Source organism: Enterococcus mundtii (assembly GCF_002813755.1).
GTDB classification, from domain to species: domain Bacteria; phylum Bacillota; class Bacilli; order Lactobacillales; family Enterococcaceae; genus Enterococcus_B; species Enterococcus_B mundtii.
In genome coordinates this window covers 2,099,188-2,118,550 of record NZ_CP018061.1, presented here as the reverse complement: position 1 = coordinate 2,118,550, position 19,363 = coordinate 2,099,188, and the positions used below count along the sequence as shown (strand labels likewise).

The following is a 19,363-nucleotide window of genomic DNA, read 5'->3' as shown; positions in this document are numbered from 1 at the left end:
ACAGTTCTAAGCTCCGAAGAATAGGCCGTAAATGTCGGAAAATATCTTTAACTAATTTCGGACGTTTATGGCTTATTATCAGGAGTTTTTTCTTTTTGTAGAACTCATTTGAGCATGCCTATTGTTTGTTCGAAAGCATGTGTATCAAACGAACAGGTATAAGGGAGGAAAAAGACTCAAATTCTTTGCTGGAAGAAGAAAAACAGGGTAAGATAAGGGATGAAAAGAGAGCGAGCGTTTGGCGGACTTACTTTTACATCCGTGAGAGCAATAGCTACTTCATTTGTTCGTTGCGAAGGTAGCTAACGGTCTTAGAGGAGTGATTCGAATGAAACAGAGGATAACAAAACAACTGTCACCAGTTCAATTGATTGCTGTTGGCTTTTTTCTTTTGATCTTAGTTGGTGGCAGTTTACTTACTTTGCCTTTCTTTAGTAAAAGCGGCGAACCGACGAATTATATTGATGCATTATTTACTGCAACTTCAGCCGTCTGTGTCACTGGTTTGACTACGTTGAACACTGCGGCGCATTGGAATGAAGCCGGTCAGTTTCTGATCATGGTTTTGATCGAGATCGGTGGTTTAGGTTTTATGATGATCCCCATTATTTTCTTTGCAGTAGCGAAGAAAAAAGTCAGCTTTAGTATGCGGATCTTACTAAAAGAAGCATTGAATCTTGAAATCATGTCAGGTGTTATGAGTTTGATGCTCTATATCTTGAAATTCGCAATGGTCATCCAAGGGCTGGGAGCACTTGCCTTGAGTTTTACATTTGTGCCGACTTACGGATGGACAAAAGGGATTTGGTACAGCATCTTCCATGCCGTATCAAGTTTTTGTAATGCTGGGTTTGATTTGTTAGGGGATAGCTTAGCAAATGATCAGCCAAACATCTATCTCTTAATGGTGGTCTCTGCGCTGATCATTGCTGGTGGGTTAGGTTTCATTGTTTGGCGGGATCTACTTAGTTATCATAAAGTAAAGAAAATCACTCTCCACTCAAAAATTGCATTGATTGTCACTGGTGGCTTATTGGTGGGCGGTTTTATCGTCTTTTTCTTTACCGAACAAAATGCGATCCATCTAGTTGAAGGAACTTATCTTGAACGTTTAGCAAATACGTTCTTCATGAGTGTCACACCAAGAACAGCTGGTTACTACTCCATCGACTATTTACAAATGAGTCATGCCGGCTTGATGTTGACAATGATCTTGATGTATATCGGTGGAACATCCGGTTCAACAGCAGGTGGGTTAAAAACCACCACTTTAGGAATCCTCTTGATCCAAATGCACGCAACATTTAACGGGAAAACCAGAGCTGAAGCCTTTGGGCGGACGATCCGTCCAGCAGCGGTTCTTCGCGCGTTAACATTGTTTTTCGTTACATTGTCTTTATGTATGTTAGCAATCATGGTTTTATCCGTGACTGAGACGATCCCAGAAACTTCAGGTATCGAATATATTGCTTTTGAAGTGTTCTCAGCGTTTGGAACAGTTGGTTTGACAATGGGGTTGACACCAGATCTGACAGAAGTCGGGAAACTGATTATCATGTCATTGATGTATATCGGACGTGTAGGGATTTTAACCGTCTTTTTCTCTATCCTTGTAAAAGGAAATCAAGTAGGGACGAAGTACAAATATCCAGAAGAGAGCGTATTGATCGGTTAACAGTAAGAGGTTTTAAGAACAGAAAAAAACAGAGGAAGTTGACACGCGGTGTTCACATCCTCTGTTTTTTAGTATTGCTCTATTTATTTTGTACGAATGACTTCGATTTTGTAACCATCAGGATCGACAACGAAGTAATAAGACGGAGCTGTTCCTGGCAGTCCTTTCAAGTCAGTCACGTTGAAGCCTGCTGCTTGATGTTTTTCATGAAGTGCTTCTAAGTCTTCAACTGAAATAGCGATATGACCGTAGCCGTTTCCTAAATCATAGCCTTCATGATCATAGTTGTAAGTCAACTCTAATTCGTAGTCATCTCCTGGTAAAGTCAAGTAAACTAGCGTGAACTTGTTTTCTGGAAAATCGCGACGACGACTTTCTTCAAAGCCGAATGCTGTTTGATAGAATTTTAAAGAAGCCTCAAGATCTTTAACACGGACGCAAGTGTGAGCCATTTTCATAAGTATATCTTCCTTTCTATTTTACCTTTTCCACATTATCATATCAAAAATTTCAAGTACGCTATGGGTTTGTGCTTGTTTATGAGAAAACTCTCATGTAGAATAGAAAGAAAAAGATGAAGGGACAAAACCTATGGAAAACCCAATGTTTGGCGAAAAAGACGAGTCTGCAAATTACCAAGACCGTTACGCAGCGTATATCATTGTCGAAACACATGGGAAAATCGCAATGATCGAAGCGCCAAATGGTGCCTTTTTTTTGCCAGGTGGTGAAAAAGAGGGACAGGAAACAAATGAAGAAGCGATTTCTCGTGAATTACTGGAGGAAATGGGGATCAGCGCAGAGATTGCTTGTTATCTAGGGGAAGCAGCGGAATATTTTTACTCAAATCATCGAAAAACTTACTTCCACAATCCTGGCTTTTTTTATGTAGCAAAGAGTTGGCAAAAGGTAGGGGAACCCACCGAAAAAGACCAATCGATCTGGTGGGTCACTCCTGAAACTGCCTTAGAAAAATTAAAACGAGGAAGTCATCGTTGGGCAGTGGAAAAATGGCTAGCGATGAAAGAAAATTGAACAAAAAAACAGCTCATAAGAAAGAGCCGATACTTCGGTTTTCGAAATGAGCTGTTTTTTTGTTCATTGCTTTTTATAAAACAAATTTTTTGATTGCTTCGGCCACACCGTGTTCATCGTTGGTTGCAGTAACCACATTAGCCGCTTCTTTTATCAACGGAACGGCATTTCCCATCGCCACGCCTAATCCAGCGTATTCGATCATCGACAAATCATTTTCGTTATCACCGATTGCCATGATCTCCTCTTGTTTGATTCCAAGATGTTGGGCTAAGTTAGCAACAGCAGCGCCTTTACTTGCTTCTTTGTTCAAGATTTCAAAGTAGAAAGGTGAACTCTTGACAGTCGTATATTTGTCGCGGAAAGTTTGTGGTAAACGAGCGATTGCAGCATCTAGGATCGCTGGTTCATCGATCATCATCATCTTCACGATACTCATATCAGGTGTCATTTCATCAGCTGTCCGATATTTCAATGGCATGTTGACTAAAAAAGCTTCATGGACAGTATAGGGACTGATATCACGATTCGTTGTATAGATCGTTTGATCATCGATCGAATGCAAATGACTCCCCACACGTCTTGCCATGACTTCGATCTCCAAGAAATCTTCATAAGTCAAGCCATGACGAGCAATGATCTTGCCGGATTTTGTTTGCTGGACTAACGCACCGTTATAAGTGATCACGTAATCGTTGTCTTGGTATAATCCCAATTCATTCAATTGGTTTTTGACTCCTGGAAGCGGACGACCTGTACATAGTACGATTGCCACGTTTTTTTTCACAGCGCTTGCAATTGCTTCTTTTACTTCTTGTGTGATTTCTCTTTTTTCGTTTAAAAGGGTGCCATCGATATCGATAGCGACTAATTTGATAGACATAAAATTCTCCTTAGTTAGTTTATTTCTTCAATCAATGCGCCATTATGGATATGACGCGCAAATTCTTGGTAGGTTTCATCAAAAAGATCATAGTGATTACGCAAGGTAGGATCGACCATTTCTTTCGGAAAGAAGAAGCGTTCATCTCCTTGTTCTTGCCCTGCGAGTGCAGCAACTAATTGACTGACCTCTGATAATTCTACCAAAGTTCCGTCATTTCGCAAGATTTCGATTTGTGTGCGATGTCTGCCTTCTTCTGGACGGTAAAAATCATAAGGCAGGTCGTAGCTTGAATTGATGGCTGTATAATAGTTTGGATTGTAGCCAACTTTTTCGACCAAAGAGGTCAATTCAGCAATCAGTGGTGACTGACGATCACCAGAAAACATCGCTGATTTCAATGGTTTACGATTTAAGAAGCGTTTGGCTAAGTCACTAAGGATTGGATCAGATGAATCCGTCCATTGACTGAAACACGTATTCAAGACGCCATCATCCAGCTTTAAGTACTCATCTAAACTAAATGTGCCATCTAAAAATGGCAACAGTAACTGTGAATGACGTGCAAAACTATCATCATCTTGGTGATAAAGTTCATGGGCACGATGTAGCAGATGCTCCAAAACGACTTCCATTCCCCGAGAAACTGGATGAAAGTAGACTTGGACATACATCTGATAGCGACTGACGATATAATCCTCTACTGCGTGCATCCCATTCATGGAAAAGGCGATTCCACCTTGATAGGGACGAATCACACGTAAAATCCTTGTCAAATCGAACGTACCATATTCTGTACCTGTAAAGTAGGCATCACGTAAAAGGTAATCCATGCGATCAGCATCGATTTGGCTAGAGATCATTTGGACGACTTGTGGATTTGGATACGTTTTTTTGATCACACTAGCCACTTTCTCAGGAAAACCTTCTTCCACGCGATTCAAAATCTTATAGACTTCCGTTTCTGGCGAAGTAATGATCTCTACAGTGATTGCTTCATGATTGGTTTGGAAAATATGTTCAAAGGTATGTGAATAAGGCCCATGGCCAATATCATGGAGTAAGGCGGCACATAAAGTCACGAGACGTTCCCGATCATCCCAACCAGAAGGGCCGATTTTTTCAATGGAGAAATTTCTTGAAAAAATATCACAGATGCGTCGGGAGATTTCGTATACACCGAGTGAATGAGTGAAACGGCTATGTTCTGCGCCATGGAAAGTAAATGACGAAGTACCGAGTTGTTTGATCCGCCGTAATCGCTGGACTTCTTTCGAATTGATCAAGTCTAAAATCACTTGATGTTGCACGTGGATGTAGTTATGCACCGGATCTCTAAAGACTTTTTCCATTGGTAAAAGTTTGTATTTATAAGGTTTTGTCATAAGCCAGCTGCTACTCAAAATATAGACAAAAATATCTATATCGAGATTTCTCTACCACTCACGTAGGTAGAATTACTGTTTCATCGAACGCCGCCTCGTCACTTACACACTACTACGGTTTGTCTCGTTCTCTACAGTCGTTGATTCCCGACTAAGCCATCGGTACATATACAAAGTTGCGTGCTTATGCAATTACTTTGTATTCCTTCACATCTTTCAAATTCATACTCGCATTATAATCCCTATCTGCTACATATCCACAGTTCTCACAGCGATAGGTACGCTCAGATAGCTTTAAATCCACTTTCTTATGCCCACAATCATGACATCGTTTCGAGCTAGGATAGAATCGATCGACTAGTCTTAACTCAATATGATAGACTTTACATTTATCTGCTAATTTTTTACGAAAAGCATAGAAAGATTGCTCTCTCTCAGCTTTTGAAAGATGCCGGTTTTTCATCATCCCATTGACATTCAAATCTTCAATTGTGATATAAGCTGGTTTGGTTTTTACTAGCTCTGACACAATTTTATTCACTCTGTCCCTACGGATATCTGTCAACCGTTTATGAAGTTTTTGTACTTTCAAGACTTGTTTTTCAATATTTTTGCGAGTAGCTTCTCCTCTCTTTGATTGTTTTTCGTTGACACGCTTTTTTTCGCTTTCGTATTTCCTCGACAGCTTGCGTTGTTGTCGTTTTATTTGTTTTTCGATTTTACGAATTTTTCCTGATTTATTGATATTTTTATAGGTTTTCCCCGTGGAAAGAATCGCAAAATCTTTTAATCCTAAGTCGATACCCATGCCTTCGGTAGGAGTATCGTTCAGTACTTGAGCGGTACAGTCCTGTTCCACGATGACCGACAGGTAGTACCGGTTTGCTTGTTGGCTGATCGTGCCACTCTTTATGCTATGTTTGTCATCGTGTTTAGGAATATAGCCTTTTTCTTTCAGTTTTACCCAATTCAAAGAGGGAACTTTTATCCGATGACGCTCACAACGGATGATTGTCTTTTTATCGTTCTTCACGAAATACATCGATACATCTTGGTGATTCTTTTTTTTAAATTTAGGAAAATTAGCTTTTCCTTGAAAAAACTTTCTAAAGGCTTTTTCTGTCTCCATAATCGCGTGTTTCGTTGACTTCGCATAAACAGCTTTGATCCACAGCTTGTCTGGATGGTTCGGAATGTAGTCGTTATTCAACCACTTTGAAAAATCCATACCTGAGACAAATTTCCCACCTGATTTATAGACTTCTTGGTTGTGGTAAATATAAAAGTTCTTTACAAAACGAGCAACACCAATGGTTCGATTAATGATTTCTTTTTGTTCTTCTGTTGGAAGAATTTCTGTTTTGTACGCCACTAACAACTTCATCACCTTCAATCTCATCTTTATACTTACGTAGTTCCATAAATACGGAAACTAAAAACGTGAATGATTGAAATTAAATCTTCAACTAATTCCTGTTGTGGCTATAAATCTAGGTTATTCCATAAAATAATCGTTGGAGTGAACTTTGAGCATGATTTCTTAAAAACTCCACTTGATTGTTCAAGTCATCTTTTTGTCCGACACTAGACAATTGAGCGTAAGCAATGTTCTTTTTGCCACTTGTTTTATCGCCTTTGATGTAAGTTAAATTATACTATCTTCGAATTTTTGGTGTCCGATGTACTTTGAACGTGCCATCGTTAGCCAACGTTGTAGCGTTCGCACAGAAAAACCTAATCTTTTTGCTATATTCTTTAGGTTCATCGGGATTTCTCATCTCATGGAAACCATTGCACGTATAACTACTTTTATATATATTTGTGTGTAAAAATCACTGATGTTTAGTTAGTCCTTTAGTGCATTTCGTTGGGTCATACGTTCAATTTGTCCGTGCCATTCATCTGGCGAAACATTCGCTTCTTGCCAAATGTCAGACCCCATAGAAATACTTGTTGGATAAGATGTAGTGAACGCTTGGATAAATGAATCTTTTACTTGAGCAACGGTCAACGGTGTATCGAATAACTTTTCTAGTGTCGCCATGCTTGTGGGTGTCACCGCAGGATAGCCGTTTGTACCGAATTGTTCTTTCAATGCTTGTTGATAAAATTGCCGCATCAGTTCGCCTCGTTTTTCTTGATCCCCGTTCACGCTCAGATACATCATCACAGAGATTCCATTTTTGATCCGACGTTGGGCGATTCCGGCAAATTTTTTGCCATTGATACTGAGATCGTAGGTACCAGGACAATAAGAATCTTTGATTTCATAGGCTTCTATTTTGTCTGCATAAACAGGAAAAGCCTGACGTGTCAGAGCGAGCATCTTTTCATATCCTTGATCGATCGAGATTTTGTTCTCATCTTCTTGTGGGAAGATCAACGAGATATTCAAAATCCCTTGGTCTGAAACGATCCCAAGCCCACCGGCATTGCGAATCACCGGTGCAAATCCCGCATCTTGGATGACTTTGATCCCTTCAGATAAAAAAGGGGTTCGGGTATCCTTCATACCGAGGATGATCGTCTGTTCATATTGCCAAAAATGTAGAAAAGTTTGTTGATTTTTTTTGGCATACTCTGTTAAAATATCCGTTAAAGCAAACGGAGAAAAATCATTTGTTTGGTAGACTTCTTGATCCAAAATGATGGACGTCATGCACTCAACTCCTATTTAAATCTGCTTGAGCAGTGATTGTCACAACCTCAACTCATTCTAATATACAGGAGTATCACTCCTTCTTTCTTCATTATACTCCAAAATAAGAAAGAAGAGATGAAAAAAGTTATCTGTTCTCTATACCTGTCGGTTGACAAATCAGTGGAAAGTGGGAACAATGTAGCTATGAGAAAAGGAGAATGTCAAATGGAACGATCTGGATTACCGATTTCGATACAATTACGTACAAAAGTGAAACAACAAGGAGAGCAACAAGATTTTTATTTTGATCTGAAAGGACAGATGGTCAAAATTGGCGATACCTTATACATACGCTATAAAGAGATCCAAGAAGGACAAGAAGAAATTCCTGTCACAATCAAGATCATGCCAGATGGTCACGTGCAATTGATCCGTGCTGGTGAAATGCGTATGCGTCTAAAATTTGCCTATCGGGAGCGTCTAGAAACCCATTACCGCACGCCTTATGGAATGATCCAAGTCGACACATTCACAAAAGAACTACATGTTAGTCTAAAAGATCGTCCAACGGCTGGCAAAGTCATGATCGATTACGATTTGTTCATGGGTGTCGAAAAAATAGGCGAATATGAGATGGTCTTAGATTTTACTGCATAAATAGCAAAGAAACGTTTGATTTTTTACCTGTGATTTTGTATGATAAGGAGTAGACTGTGAAAGGACGTGTCCTGATTGGAAATTAGTGTATTTGAAGGTGCAAACAAAAACGAATTATCAATGATCGAAGTCGCACACGCGATCTTAGAGCAGCGTGGTGATGTGATGGACTTTTCTGATTTAGCAAATGAGATTCAAACATATCTTGGCAAATCAGATAGTGACATTCGTGATTCACTCGCACAATTTTATACTGACTTAAATATCGACGGTAGCTTTATTTCATTAGGCGACAATCGTTGGGGCTTGCGTTCATGGTATGCCATCGATTCGATCGATGAAGAAGTCAACCATGGAATCGACGAAGAAGACGAGGATACACCACGTCGTCGTAAACGCAAAAAAGTCAATGCCTTTATCAATGATGACGAAGATGCCATCGATTATAACGATGATGACCCAGAAGATACTGATCTGTCTGACGAAGACGATGATGATCTTTTTGAAGATGAAGATGACGATGATGAAGAAATCGCTGCATACAATTCAGACTTACAAGAAATTGGTGCAGATACTGGAGACGACGAAGAAGAAATCCCAGGAAACATCGAAGAAGATCTAAGCATTATCGAAGACGATGACGAAGAAGAAGACGAAGAATTTGAAGACGAAGATTTCCCAGAAGAATAAGTAAGAGAAATCACATAGAACTGCAAGTTACTTGTAAAAGTAGCCTTGCAGTTTTTTTTGTCTTCGAACAAAAGAAAAAAGTTCTAGAGAGTAAGGCAGAACGTCAACTAGAAAACCAAAAGTGTTTCTCCTTAAGGACGAAGGCATATTTTTGTGGCTTATAGAAATGCTTCAGAGAAAAGCATTAGGGATGTCAGCGAATCTTTTTTCATTTGTTCTAAAAAAGAGTATGATGAAAGTGAAACTGAGACATGACAATCAAATATAAAAGGAGACGATCGATATGTTAGATGATCAATTAAAATGTCCCAATTGTCAGACCAAATTCTATTATAATGAAGTACGTCACATTGTGAAGCATCGAGAAAAAGAAATGCCGATCCGCTGTCCTGAATGCAATGAAGTAGTCGAACGGAAACTCTCTCATGGCTATTTCGTGTCATACAAAGAAACAGATTTTTCAAAGTTGGATCAGGAAGTGGAGGAAACACCGAAGCAATACAAGAGCTTGAAAACCGGTGCGGTGATCAGTGCAGATGAATACCGGGAAATGATTGAACGTCATGATTTATCTTTAAACGGACCAATGAGTTCGGAATTGATGGGCGGTATGAACTATTTTATTGAAAATGAAGCATTGAATAACGAAGAAAGTTACGAAGATTATGTTCCTTATGATTGATAAAAAAATGAAAAAGAATGGGACTTGAGTCCTCTTACACCACCTAAAATCGAATAAACGGCGGAAACAGAAGTAAACTCTTCGAAAAATAAGACGCCATCCACCAAAATTTGAAAAATAATTTTCGTGGATGGCGCCTTAATTTTTGAGGCTAAACACTACTGTAGTGACTTCTTGAGGAAACAGGTTATAGAATCAAGTTTGAAAATAAAAAACGGTTGTTTTTTATAAAAACTCTTTGCTTCATTGGCTATTTCCGATTATGATTATAGACAGAAGAATAACAAATAAATAGGAGTAATCAATGAAAAAGTCAATACGAATAAAAGTAATCGGTTTTCTTGTGATTTTATTTGGGGTGTTTCTCTTAGTCCATTCATCACCAAAAGAGCAAACCTCTTTAAATCTTTCAACGAAAAATGAAGAAAATACATATCGCACCATGTCCAGTAAGTTGGACTTTCAGCAACTGCTTCGTGTCATTTCGAGAGAATATCAACTAACCGAAGAAGAAGCTAAAAAACAGCTCGGCTATACTGAGCAAATGGTGCAAGGCGCAATACATAATGGGGCAATCTACCGTATCTTTTCTCAAAACATAACAGTCAATAGAGTATACCAACCAACTTTATTGCTATACTGTGAAACGAGTGAAAGTGGAAATTTCCGAGCAATCAAGTCGATTTTATCCGTTCAGTTGAAATCCGCTGATCAAGGATTGGAAAAACATTTTACAGGGGATGTATTTGCTTATTTAGAGGACCCTAACCGAATATTTTATCTCATCAATGGTGATTTTTATGATCAAAAAACAGCCACTTTAAGAAACGGTTTAACGCTTCGTCAAGGGGATGGTGTGACAGAGCGCTATAATCATGGACCTTTAACGAATCATTTCTACTATAGTTACATTGAAGATCGGTTTACTTTTTAAAATTCCATGAAAAAATCAAAAAAAGCAGTTTTCCTAGATAGGAAAACCGCTTTTTTTCTTAGAAATTTGAAAGCAAAATCTTCACAAATATGCTAAGATAACAATAGACGCGTCCTGAGGGAATCGAACCCCCGTCTCAAGAACCGGAATCTTACGTGATATCCACTACACTAAGGACGCAAGCACTGCAACAATTGTATCGAAATCAAAAATAAATTACAAGGGGAATGGACAAAAAAATGAAATTTGAACAAAATTTTTCACAAAAACAACAACAAACACAAAAACTTGCCATGACACAACAGCTCCAACAGTCCATCCAAGTCTTGCAGTATAACAGCGAAGAGCTACTGGCTTTTGTTGAAAATCAGGCGTTGGAAAACCCCTTAGTAGAAGTGATCGAACCGGATTGGCAACCCGATTACCAAAAACGTAATGCCAGTTATGAGGGAGAAGAGACGAGCTACTTGAATCAAATTCCTGATACAACAGGCTCACTTTTTGAATCATTGATCGAACAAGTCCATTTGAATTACCGAGATACTTTCTTACGTAAATTGATTTTATATTTGATCGAATATATCGACCTGAATGGTTTTTTGACTATTTCTTTAGAAGACGCCATCCAACAAACGAATGCGACGCCGATCCAAATGCTTGACGCATTGACACTGATCCAGCAGTTAGAGCCAGCAGGTGTAGGGGCGCGAAGTTTACAAGAATGTTTGATGTTACAAACTGAAAGAGACGACTATGCGCCCGAATTGGCTTACATCGTCTTGGAAGAATGGTTTGATCAATTAGTCGAACGCAAATGGAAAGAGATCGCCCAACATTTTGCGATTCCATTAAGCGACGTACAACGAATCTTTGATTATATCCAAACCCTTAGCCCAAGTCCTGGACGAGTCTTTGACCATAGTAGCGGTTTGTATATCATCCCCGATGTCAAAGTTGTCGTAACAGGTGAAGAAGTCCAAGTCATCTCAAATCGAGGCAACCAGCCGAATGTACGTTTTCAAGAAGCTTATTTTCAACAGATGCAAAAAAAAGCAGATAAAGAGACTCAAGCCTATTTGAAAGAACGAAAACAAGAATTTGAATGGCTGCAAAAAACGATTTTGCAACGTGGTGATACGATCATGCGCGTGGCGCAAATCATTGTTTCTCGGCAAAAAGAATTCTTTACAAATGTCGCACGACCGATCCGCCCATTGACCTTAAAAGAAGTCGCAGAAGAAATCGACGTCCACGAATCAACGGTCAGTCGAGCAGTCAATGGCAAGTATCTTGAAACCGATTTTGGTGTCTTCGAATTGAAAAAGTTCTTTACGACGAGACTCAAACCTACAAATGCAGAGAGTACTGAAGATCTATCAGCAGATACCGCAAAGAAAAAAGTCCAAGAACTAGTAGATGCGGAAGATAAAAGCAAACCATTATCTGATCAAAAATTAGTAGAACTACTGAAAAATGACAAAATTTCGATTTCTCGACGAACAGTTGCCAAATATCGTGACTTGTTAGGAATCCCTAGTTCATCGAAAAGAAAACGGTATGATAAATAATTGAATGGAAGACTGGAAGAATCTTAAACATTTTTCTAGTCTTTTTTTGTTGATAAATACGGACAAAACTGTTAGACTATATCATGTGAGGTTGAGATTTTCCTAGTAGAAAACGTACAAGTTGGAAAGTCCGATTTATTTTTTTAGATCACATGGGTCGTTTTGAGTCTACATTGGACGAAAAATGTCCAACTAAGGAGATCGCTATGTTAGATGAATTGAAACTGATTGAAGCTGTTGCGCCAGACATCATGGATGTTTTGCAAGAACGCTATAAGATTTTGCGCAATATTTACTGGATGCAGCCAATTGGTCGTCGTAGTTTATCGGAAAGCATGGGTATGACCGAACGTGTCTTACGAACAGAAACGGATCTGCTCAAACAACTTGAACTGATCAACGCCTCTAAAAGTGGTATGACGCTGACGAAAAAAGGAGAGGAAGTCTATCAAAGCCTCGAAGGCTTTATGGACCAACTTTTAGGAATGCATCAGATTGAAATGAAACTATCTGAGTATTTTGGAAACCAGCGCTGTATCGTTGTTTCTGGAAACAGTGAACAACAACCAAAAGTAGCAGATGCTTTTGGCGAAGCCTTAGACGAGTCACTGAATCTACTACTTCCGGAAGGCGATAATATCATCGCAGTCATGGGAGGAACGACGATGGCGATCGTTGCAGAGCAACTGACTAGCTTAGAAAATAGCAAGCGCCATAACTTGTTTGTTCCTGCGCGAGGTGGGATCGGCGAGGCGATTACTGTACAAGCGAACTCAGTCAGTGCTAGAATGGCTACAAAGGCAAATGGAAAACACCGAGCATTATATGTGCCGGAACAATTAAGCTTGGCTACTTACAATTCATTACTCAATGAGCCGTCTATACAAGAAGTTTTAAACTTGATAAGTCAGGCGAATTGTGTTATTCATAGTATTGGACGGGCGTTGCATATGGCAGCGCGACGAAAGATGAATGAAGAAGAATTGCTGATGTTGAAACAAGCCAATGCCGTTGCGGAATCTTTTGGCTATTTCTTCAATGAAAAAGGAGAAGTCGTTTATAAAGTCCCACGAATCGGCATCGAATTAAAAGACTTAGCTAAGGTCCCGATCATTCTTGCAGTTGCAGGGGGGAAAGCCAAAGCCAAAGCAATTCGAGCGTATATGAATAATGCACCAAAACAAACGTGGCTCATCACAGATGAAGCCGCTGCTAATGAGATTTTAAAAGGGGTATCCCTTTAAAATAAATATTTTTTTGATTTTCATAAGGAGGAAATCTTAAATGACAGTTAAAGTAGGTATTAATGGTTTTGGACGTATTGGACGTCTAGCGTTCCGTCGTATCCAAGATGTAGATGGAATCGAAGTAGTAGCAATCAACGATTTGACAGATGCTAAAATGTTGGCACACTTGTTAAAATACGATACAACTCAAGGACGTTTCAACGGAACAGTTGAAGTTCACGAAGGTTCATTCAACGTAAACGGAAAAGAAGTTAAAGTATTAGCTAACCGTAACCCTGAAGAATTACCTTGGGGCGAACTAGGCGTAGACATCGTTCTAGAATGTACTGGTTTCTTCACTTCAAAATCAGCTGCTGAAAAACATTTAACAGCTGGTGCTAAACGTGTTGTTATCTCAGCTCCTGGTGGAGACGATGTACCAACAATCGTTTACAACACAAACCATGAAACATTAACTGGTAAAGAAACAGTTATCTCTGGTGCTTCATGTACAACTAACTGTTTAGCTCCTATGGCTAAAACATTGAACGACAAATTTGGTGTTGTTGAAGGATTAATGACAACTATCCACGCTTACACAGGTGACCAAATGACTCTTGACGGACCTCATCCTAAAGGTGACTTCCGCCGTGCACGCGCTGCTGCTGCAAACATCGTTCCTAACTCAACAGGTGCTGCTAAAGCAATCGGTTTAGTAATCCCTGAATTGAACGGTAAATTAGACGGAGCTGCTCAACGTGTACCAATCGCAACTGGTTCATTAACAGAATTAGTTACAGTTCTTGATAAAAACGTAACAGTTGATGAAGTAAATGCTGCAATGGAAGAAGCAGCTAACGAATCTTACGGTTACAACACAGACGAAATCGTTTCTTCAGATATCGTTGGTATGACTTACGGTTCATTATTTGATGCTACTCAAACAAAAGTAATGACTGTTGGCGACAAACAATTAGTTAAAACTGTTGCTTGGTACGACAACGAAATGTCATACACTGCACAATTAGTACGTACTTTAGAATACTTCGCTAACTTATAAGATAAATCGTACAAGTGTAACCTATATCCATGTACACTTAAAAGCGGGGAAGCAATCGCGCTTCTCCGCTTTTTTTGATAAGATGTTTATTTAGGAGGAAATCAAATGGCTAAGAAAACAGTCAAAGATATTGATTTAAAAGATAAAAAAGTCCTTGTCCGTGTTGACTTCAACGTTCCTTTGAAAGACGGCGTCATCACTGATGATACACGTATCAAAGCTGCGTTACCAACAATCAATTATGTGTTGGAGCAAGGCGGAAAAGCGATTCTTTTCTCTCACCTTGGACGTGTGAAAACAGAAGAAGACAAAGAAGGAAAATCTTTGGCACCAGTTGCAAAACGTTTAGGCGAATTGCTAGGTAAAGAAGTAACTTTCGTTCCTGAAACTCGTGGTTCAGAATTAGAAACAGCAATTGCTGACATGAAAGACGGAGACGTAGTTGTTTTTGAAAACACTCGTTTTGAAGACATCGACGGCAAAAAAGAAAGCAAAAATGATGCTGAATTAGGTAAATACTGGGCTTCTTTAGGCGATGTATTTGTCAATGATGCGTTTGGTACAGCTCACCGTGCCCATGCTTCTAACGTAGGGATCGCTTCAACAGGTATCCCAACAGTTGCTGGATTCTTGATGGATAAAGAAATCAAGTTCATCGGCGAAGCAGTTGAAGAACCAAAACGTCCGATGATCGCGATCTTAGGTGGAGCGAAAGTTTCAGATAAAATCGGTGTCATCGAAAACTTGATTCCTAAAGCAGACAAAATCTTGATCGGCGGCGGAATGACTTACACATTCTACGAAGCAAAAGGCATCAAGATCGGTAACTCTTTAGTTGAAGCAGATAAAGTAGCTTTAGCAAAAGAATTGATCGAAAAAGCAGGCGACAAATTAGTTTTACCAATCGACAACGTTTGTGCCCCTGAATTTTCAAATGATGTAGAAACACAAGTCATCGAAGGAGATATTCCTGAAGGCTTGATGGCATTAGACATCGGTCCTGCTTCAGTTAAATTATTTGCTGATACATTACAAGGTGCAAAAACAGTTGTATGGAACGGACCAATGGGTGTATTCGAAATGAGTAACTTCGCTAAAGGTACGATCGGTGTTTGTGAAGCAATCGCTAACCTTGAAGATGCTACAACGATCATCGGTGGCGGTGACTCTGCAGCTGCTGCGGAACAATTAGGTTTTGCAGACAAATTCACTCACATCTCAACAGGTGGCGGTGCAAGCTTAGAGTTGCTTGAAGGGAAAGAATTACCTGGACTAGCTGCAATCAACGACAAATAAGCATAAAATCGACGAATAAATAAAATGGTGAGAGGACCATCTACAGATTGCTCAAATCTGTAGTCCTCTTACATTCTGAATAGGAGTGCATATCATGCGTAAACCAATTATCGCTGGTAACTGGAAAATGAACAAAACTGCATCTGAAGCAAAAGATTTTGCAGAAGCAGTAAAAAACAAGATCCCTTCAAATGATAAAGTAGATTCAGTGATTGGATCTCCTGCATTATTCTTACAAGAATTAATGGCTTCAGCTGAAGGTACAGAATTGAAAATCGCTGCACAAAACTCTTACTGGGAAAACTCAGGTGCATTCACTGGTGAAACATCACCAGCAGCTTTAGCTGATCTAGGTGTACAATATGTGATCATCGGTCACTCTGAGCGTCGTGAATACTTCCACGAAACTGACGAAGATATCAACAAAAAAGCGAAAGCAATCTTCGCAAACGGTATGATCCCAATTCTTTGCTGTGGTGAGTCATTAGAAACATATGAAGCAGGCAAAACTGCTGAGTGGATCGAAGGACAAATCACTGCTGGTCTTGAAGGCTTAACAGAAGGTCAAGTAAGTAATCTAGTTATTGCTTACGAACCAATCTGGGCAATCGGTACAGGTAAATCAGCAGATGCTGAAATCGCTGACGAAATCTGTGGCGTGGTACGTCAAACAGTTGAAAAACTTTACGGCAAAGAAGTATCAGAAGCAGTTCGTATCCAATATGGTGGTTCTGTAAAACCTGAGAACATTGCTGAGTATATGGCAAAAGAAAATGTGGATGGCGCATTAGTTGGCGGAGCTAGCTTAGAAGCGGATTCATTCTTAGCATTACTTGATGCTGTAAAATAATTATTGAAAATTTGTGAAAAATGCAAGAAATGTTTGCACAAAGACACAAAATTAACTAAAATCGTATATGAGGGAAATCCCTTAGGAAAAAACCAAACTCAAAGGAGAGACAAAACATGTCAATTATTACTGATGTTTACGCTCGCGAGATTCTAGACTCACGCGGTAACCCAACAATCGAAGTAGAAGTATACACAGAAAGCGGTGCTTTCGGCCGTGGAATGGTTCCTTCAGGTGCTTCAACTGGTGAATACGAAGCAGTTGAATTACGTGACGGAGACAAATCTCGTTATGGCGGTAAAGGTGTAATCAAAGCTGTTGACAACGTAAACAACATCATTGCTGAAGCAATCATTGGCTACGATGTACGTGACCAAATGGCTATCGACAAAGCAATGATCGCTTTAGACGGAACTCCTAACAAAGGTAAATTAGGTGCGAACGCTATTCTTGGTGTTTCAATCGCTGTTGCTCGTGCAGCTGCTGACTACCTAGAAGTACCTTTATACCACTACCTAGGCGGATTCAACACAAAAGTATTACCAACTCCAATGATGAACATCATCAACGGTGGATCACATGCGGATAACTCAATCGACTTCCAAGAATTCATGATCATGCCTGTTGGCGCGCCAACATTCAAAGAAGCACTACGTATGGGTGCGGAAGTATTCCATGCATTAGCTGCAATCTTGAAATCTCGTGGATTAGCAACTTCAGTTGGTGACGAAGGTGGATTCGCTCCTAACCTTGGTTCAAACGAAGAAGGTTTCGAAGTAATCATCGAAGCAATCGAAAAAGCTGGCTATGTTCCTGGTAAAGACGTTGTTCTTGCAATGGACGCTGCTTCTTCAGAATTCTACGACAAAGAAAAAGGTGTTTACGTATTAGCTGATTCAGGCGAAGGCGAAAAAACAACTGACGAAATGATCAAATTCTACGAAGAATTAGTATCTAAATACCCAATCATCTCTATTGAAGATGGATTAGACGAAAACGACTGGGATGGATTCAAGAAATTGACAGAAGTTCTAGGCGACAAAGTTCAATTAGTGGGTGACGACTTGTTCGTAACAAACACTGAAAAACTTGCTGAAGGTATCGAAAAAGGAATTGCTAACTCAATCCTTATCAAAGTTAACCAAATCGGTACTTTGACAGAAACTTTCGAAGCAATCGAAATGGCTAAAGAAGCTGGTTACACTGCAGTAGTTTCTCACCGTTCTGGTGAAACAGAAGATTCAACAATCTCTGATATCGCAGTTGCAACAAACGCTGGCCAAATCAAAACAGGTTCTCTTTCACGTACTGACCGTGTTGCGAAATACAACCAATTATTACGTATCGAAGACCAACTTGGTGAAGTTGCAGAGTACAAAGGTTTGAAATCTTTCTACAACTTAAAAAACAAATAATCAAATGATTGTAAGAATGCCCTTCTTGTGTCGTATGACATGAGAGGGGTATTTTTTTAGGCAGACGATTAATCAGAAAAAATATTTTTAGTACTTAAAGAAACGAATGATAGAAACAAATCATAGATTCTTATGAATATAAATAAAGATCATCATTCCTCATATTTTATTAGGCACAAAATAGATTAATTAGCTTTAACCAAGCTGTTCTTAATTCATCGCGTCTTTATCATGGATGATGAAAACGAGACGATTGAGAACAAGTTTGTACCTCCTATAAACTTGAAGATCGACAACTATGTGGGGTTTCTTTTTATTATATAGTGTGTTATAGTCTATTGATTATCTAAACAACGAACGATTCCGAAGAATTTCTTCTTTATCATTTGCTTCTCTTACTTCCTCAACCTAACCACCAAGTCTTTTGACGTCATCATCATATGTTGCCATATAAACAAAACCCGCATAGTGTTCGGTTCCAATATAAATAAGTTGATTTTTGATGAATGTAAGAGAATAAGTTCTCATGGAAATTTTTTTGATAACCGGATACGGATTTGGTCGAAATATCACGCCTAAAAGGTCTAATAACTCTGATCAAAGGACAAATAGGGAGCTTTTATAGAGGTAAGGAGTGAGCCTAGTCCATCTTTCCGGACAAGTTTCTATCATGTAGCAAAGAACGTAGTGAAAGATTATCCTGTTTTTAAAAAAAGAGTTGAATGTTCGGATAAACCCTATAAGGAAATTTAATGTAAACTGATTTTGTGAAAAAAATATTAAATTCCGGAGGCTATCCAACAATGAAAAAAAAGGTATCCACAACAGTTATGCTATCAACTTTGTTGTTAGTAGGTAGTAACCCAAGCTTAGTAAACGCATCCGAGGCAGTCAGTGAAAAACAAATACCGATTGAAGTCCAAGATGGAAAACTAGATATCACTTTCAATGAAGGAACAACAAGCAAAGTCGATTTCAAATTATCTGATTTTGACTTAAACTCAGATATGCGTAAACAAACGAAGGTCTTGAAAGCAACTGCTACAGTAAATAATACAAAATCACAGGATGTTTTTGTGAATATTTTTGCAAAACTTGACCAATATGGAAATGGACTAGACATTCAACCTTCAAACCCACATCTTCAAGCACAACAGGTAATGCGAATGAGTTCGGTACAGATCGAAAAAGATTTCGATGTCATTTTAGATGCAAATGATTACGTATGGCGATCAAACAGAGATGATAGCGCCAAAATCATCTTGACAGCACAAGAAGTAAATAATCCTTGGGGATAATACTCCGGACTAAAAAATAGTTATTTTCAGTTGTGAAAGGCTTGCCAGATAAAAAGAGTTAAGTGTGC

18 protein-coding genes, 1 tRNA gene and 1 pseudogene are annotated in these 19,363 nt (G+C 39.1%); 13 read left to right on the top strand and 7 right to left on the bottom strand.

Annotation, left to right across the window (positions count from 1 at the left end):
• Positions 1-328: 328 nt before the first annotated feature.
• Complete coding sequence (locus EM4838_RS10015) at positions 329-1,675, top strand: TrkH family potassium uptake protein (RefSeq protein WP_019723165.1); 1,347 nt, start codon at positions 329-331, stop codon at positions 1,673-1,675.
• Positions 1,676-1,758: 83 nt separating this feature from the next.
• Here EM4838_RS10015 and gloA read toward each other — a convergent pair whose 3' ends face one another.
• The gene (gloA, locus tag EM4838_RS10010) at positions 1,759-2,133 is read right to left on the bottom strand and encodes a lactoylglutathione lyase (protein WP_071867333.1); all 375 of its coding nucleotides are present in this window, start codon (positions 2,131-2,133) and stop codon (positions 1,759-1,761) included.
• Between the two features lie 133 nt (positions 2,134-2,266).
• Here gloA and EM4838_RS10005 point away from each other — a divergent pair, with 133 nt between their 5' ends.
• A complete protein-coding gene (locus tag EM4838_RS10005) occupies positions 2,267-2,710 on the top strand; it encodes an NUDIX hydrolase (RefSeq protein ID WP_071867334.1) in 444 nt (147 codons plus the stop codon).
• 73 nt (positions 2,711-2,783) lie between these two features.
• On the opposite strand, the gene yidA is transcribed toward EM4838_RS10005, so the two are convergent.
• The 5 genes and pseudogenes from yidA to EM4838_RS09980 form a co-directional block, all read right to left on the bottom strand.
• Positions 2,784-3,593: a sugar-phosphatase gene (gene yidA / locus EM4838_RS10000; RefSeq protein WP_071867335.1), complete on the bottom strand. Its 810-nt coding sequence runs from the start codon at positions 3,591-3,593 to the stop codon at positions 2,784-2,786.
• Between the two features lie 14 nt (positions 3,594-3,607).
• Complete coding sequence (locus EM4838_RS09995) at positions 3,608-4,978, bottom strand: HD domain-containing protein (protein WP_071867336.1); 1,371 nt, start codon at positions 4,976-4,978, stop codon at positions 3,608-3,610.
• Between the two features lie 184 nt (positions 4,979-5,162).
• On the bottom strand, positions 5,163-6,362 hold the full coding sequence (locus EM4838_RS09990; RefSeq protein ID WP_179948062.1) for an RNA-guided endonuclease InsQ/TnpB family protein: 1,200 nt from the start codon (positions 6,360-6,362) through the stop codon (positions 5,163-5,165).
• Positions 6,298-6,460, bottom strand: a pseudogene (locus EM4838_RS17165) (IS607 family transposase); the annotation flags it as partial. The gene EM4838_RS09990 and the pseudogene EM4838_RS17165, both read right to left, overlap by 65 nt.
• Positions 6,461-6,824: 364 nt before the next feature.
• Positions 6,825-7,637, bottom strand: coding sequence for a lipoate--protein ligase family protein (locus tag EM4838_RS09980; protein WP_071866724.1), 813 nt, complete (start codon positions 7,635-7,637; stop codon positions 6,825-6,827).
• 207 nt (positions 7,638-7,844) lie between these two features.
• Between EM4838_RS09980 and EM4838_RS09975 the strand changes: the two genes are divergently transcribed.
• The 4 genes from EM4838_RS09975 to EM4838_RS09960 all read left to right on the top strand — a co-directional run bounded on the left by EM4838_RS09975 (position 7,845) and on the right by EM4838_RS09960 (position 10,582).
• The gene (locus tag EM4838_RS09975; protein WP_071866725.1) at positions 7,845-8,276 is read left to right on the top strand and encodes a YwiB family protein; all 432 of its coding nucleotides are present in this window, start codon (positions 7,845-7,847) and stop codon (positions 8,274-8,276) included.
• A gap of 75 nt (positions 8,277-8,351) precedes the next feature.
• Positions 8,352-8,966: a DNA-directed RNA polymerase subunit delta gene (rpoE, locus tag EM4838_RS09970; protein ID WP_071866726.1), complete on the top strand. Its 615-nt coding sequence runs from the start codon at positions 8,352-8,354 to the stop codon at positions 8,964-8,966.
• A 283-nt stretch (positions 8,967-9,249) separates the two neighbouring features.
• Complete coding sequence (locus EM4838_RS09965; RefSeq protein WP_081367424.1) at positions 9,250-9,648, top strand: hypothetical protein; 399 nt, start codon at positions 9,250-9,252, stop codon at positions 9,646-9,648.
• Positions 9,649-9,952: 304 nt separating this feature from the next.
• Positions 9,953-10,582: a hypothetical protein gene (locus EM4838_RS09960; protein ID WP_071866727.1), complete on the top strand. Its 630-nt coding sequence runs from the start codon at positions 9,953-9,955 to the stop codon at positions 10,580-10,582.
• 108 nt (positions 10,583-10,690) lie between these two features.
• Here the strand turns inward: EM4838_RS09960 and EM4838_RS09955 are convergent.
• Positions 10,691-10,762 (bottom strand) — tRNA-Arg (locus EM4838_RS09955).
• 59 nt (positions 10,763-10,821) lie between these two features.
• Here EM4838_RS09955 and rpoN point away from each other — a divergent pair.
• The 7 genes from rpoN (at position 10,822) to EM4838_RS09920 (ending at position 19,295) form a co-directional block, all read left to right on the top strand.
• A complete protein-coding gene (gene rpoN, locus EM4838_RS09950) occupies positions 10,822-12,150 on the top strand; it encodes an RNA polymerase factor sigma-54 (protein WP_071866728.1) in 1,329 nt (442 codons plus the stop codon).
• Positions 12,151-12,302: 152 nt separating this feature from the next.
• Entirely contained in the window at positions 12,303-13,394 is a 1,092-nt protein-coding gene (locus EM4838_RS09945; RefSeq protein ID WP_171844984.1) for a sugar-binding transcriptional regulator, read from the top strand.
• A 40-nt stretch (positions 13,395-13,434) separates the two neighbouring features.
• Positions 13,435-14,436, top strand: coding sequence for a type I glyceraldehyde-3-phosphate dehydrogenase (gap, locus tag EM4838_RS09940; protein ID WP_010734862.1), 1,002 nt, complete (start codon positions 13,435-13,437; stop codon positions 14,434-14,436).
• Positions 14,437-14,541: 105 nt separating this feature from the next.
• The gene (locus tag EM4838_RS09935) at positions 14,542-15,732 is read left to right on the top strand and encodes a phosphoglycerate kinase (protein ID WP_065095695.1); all 1,191 of its coding nucleotides are present in this window, start codon (positions 14,542-14,544) and stop codon (positions 15,730-15,732) included.
• Positions 15,733-15,826: 94 nt separating this feature from the next.
• Positions 15,827-16,582, top strand: a complete 756-nt coding sequence (gene tpiA, locus EM4838_RS09930; RefSeq protein WP_019723102.1) for a triose-phosphate isomerase — start codon at positions 15,827-15,829, stop codon at positions 16,580-16,582.
• A gap of 116 nt (positions 16,583-16,698) precedes the next feature.
• Complete coding sequence (eno, locus tag EM4838_RS09925) at positions 16,699-17,997, top strand: phosphopyruvate hydratase (RefSeq protein WP_010734865.1); 1,299 nt, start codon at positions 16,699-16,701, stop codon at positions 17,995-17,997.
• A gap of 803 nt (positions 17,998-18,800) precedes the next feature.
• On the top strand, positions 18,801-19,295 hold the full coding sequence (locus EM4838_RS09920; protein WP_071866729.1) for a hypothetical protein: 495 nt from the start codon (positions 18,801-18,803) through the stop codon (positions 19,293-19,295).
• The last annotated feature ends 68 nt before the right edge of the window (positions 19,296-19,363 follow it).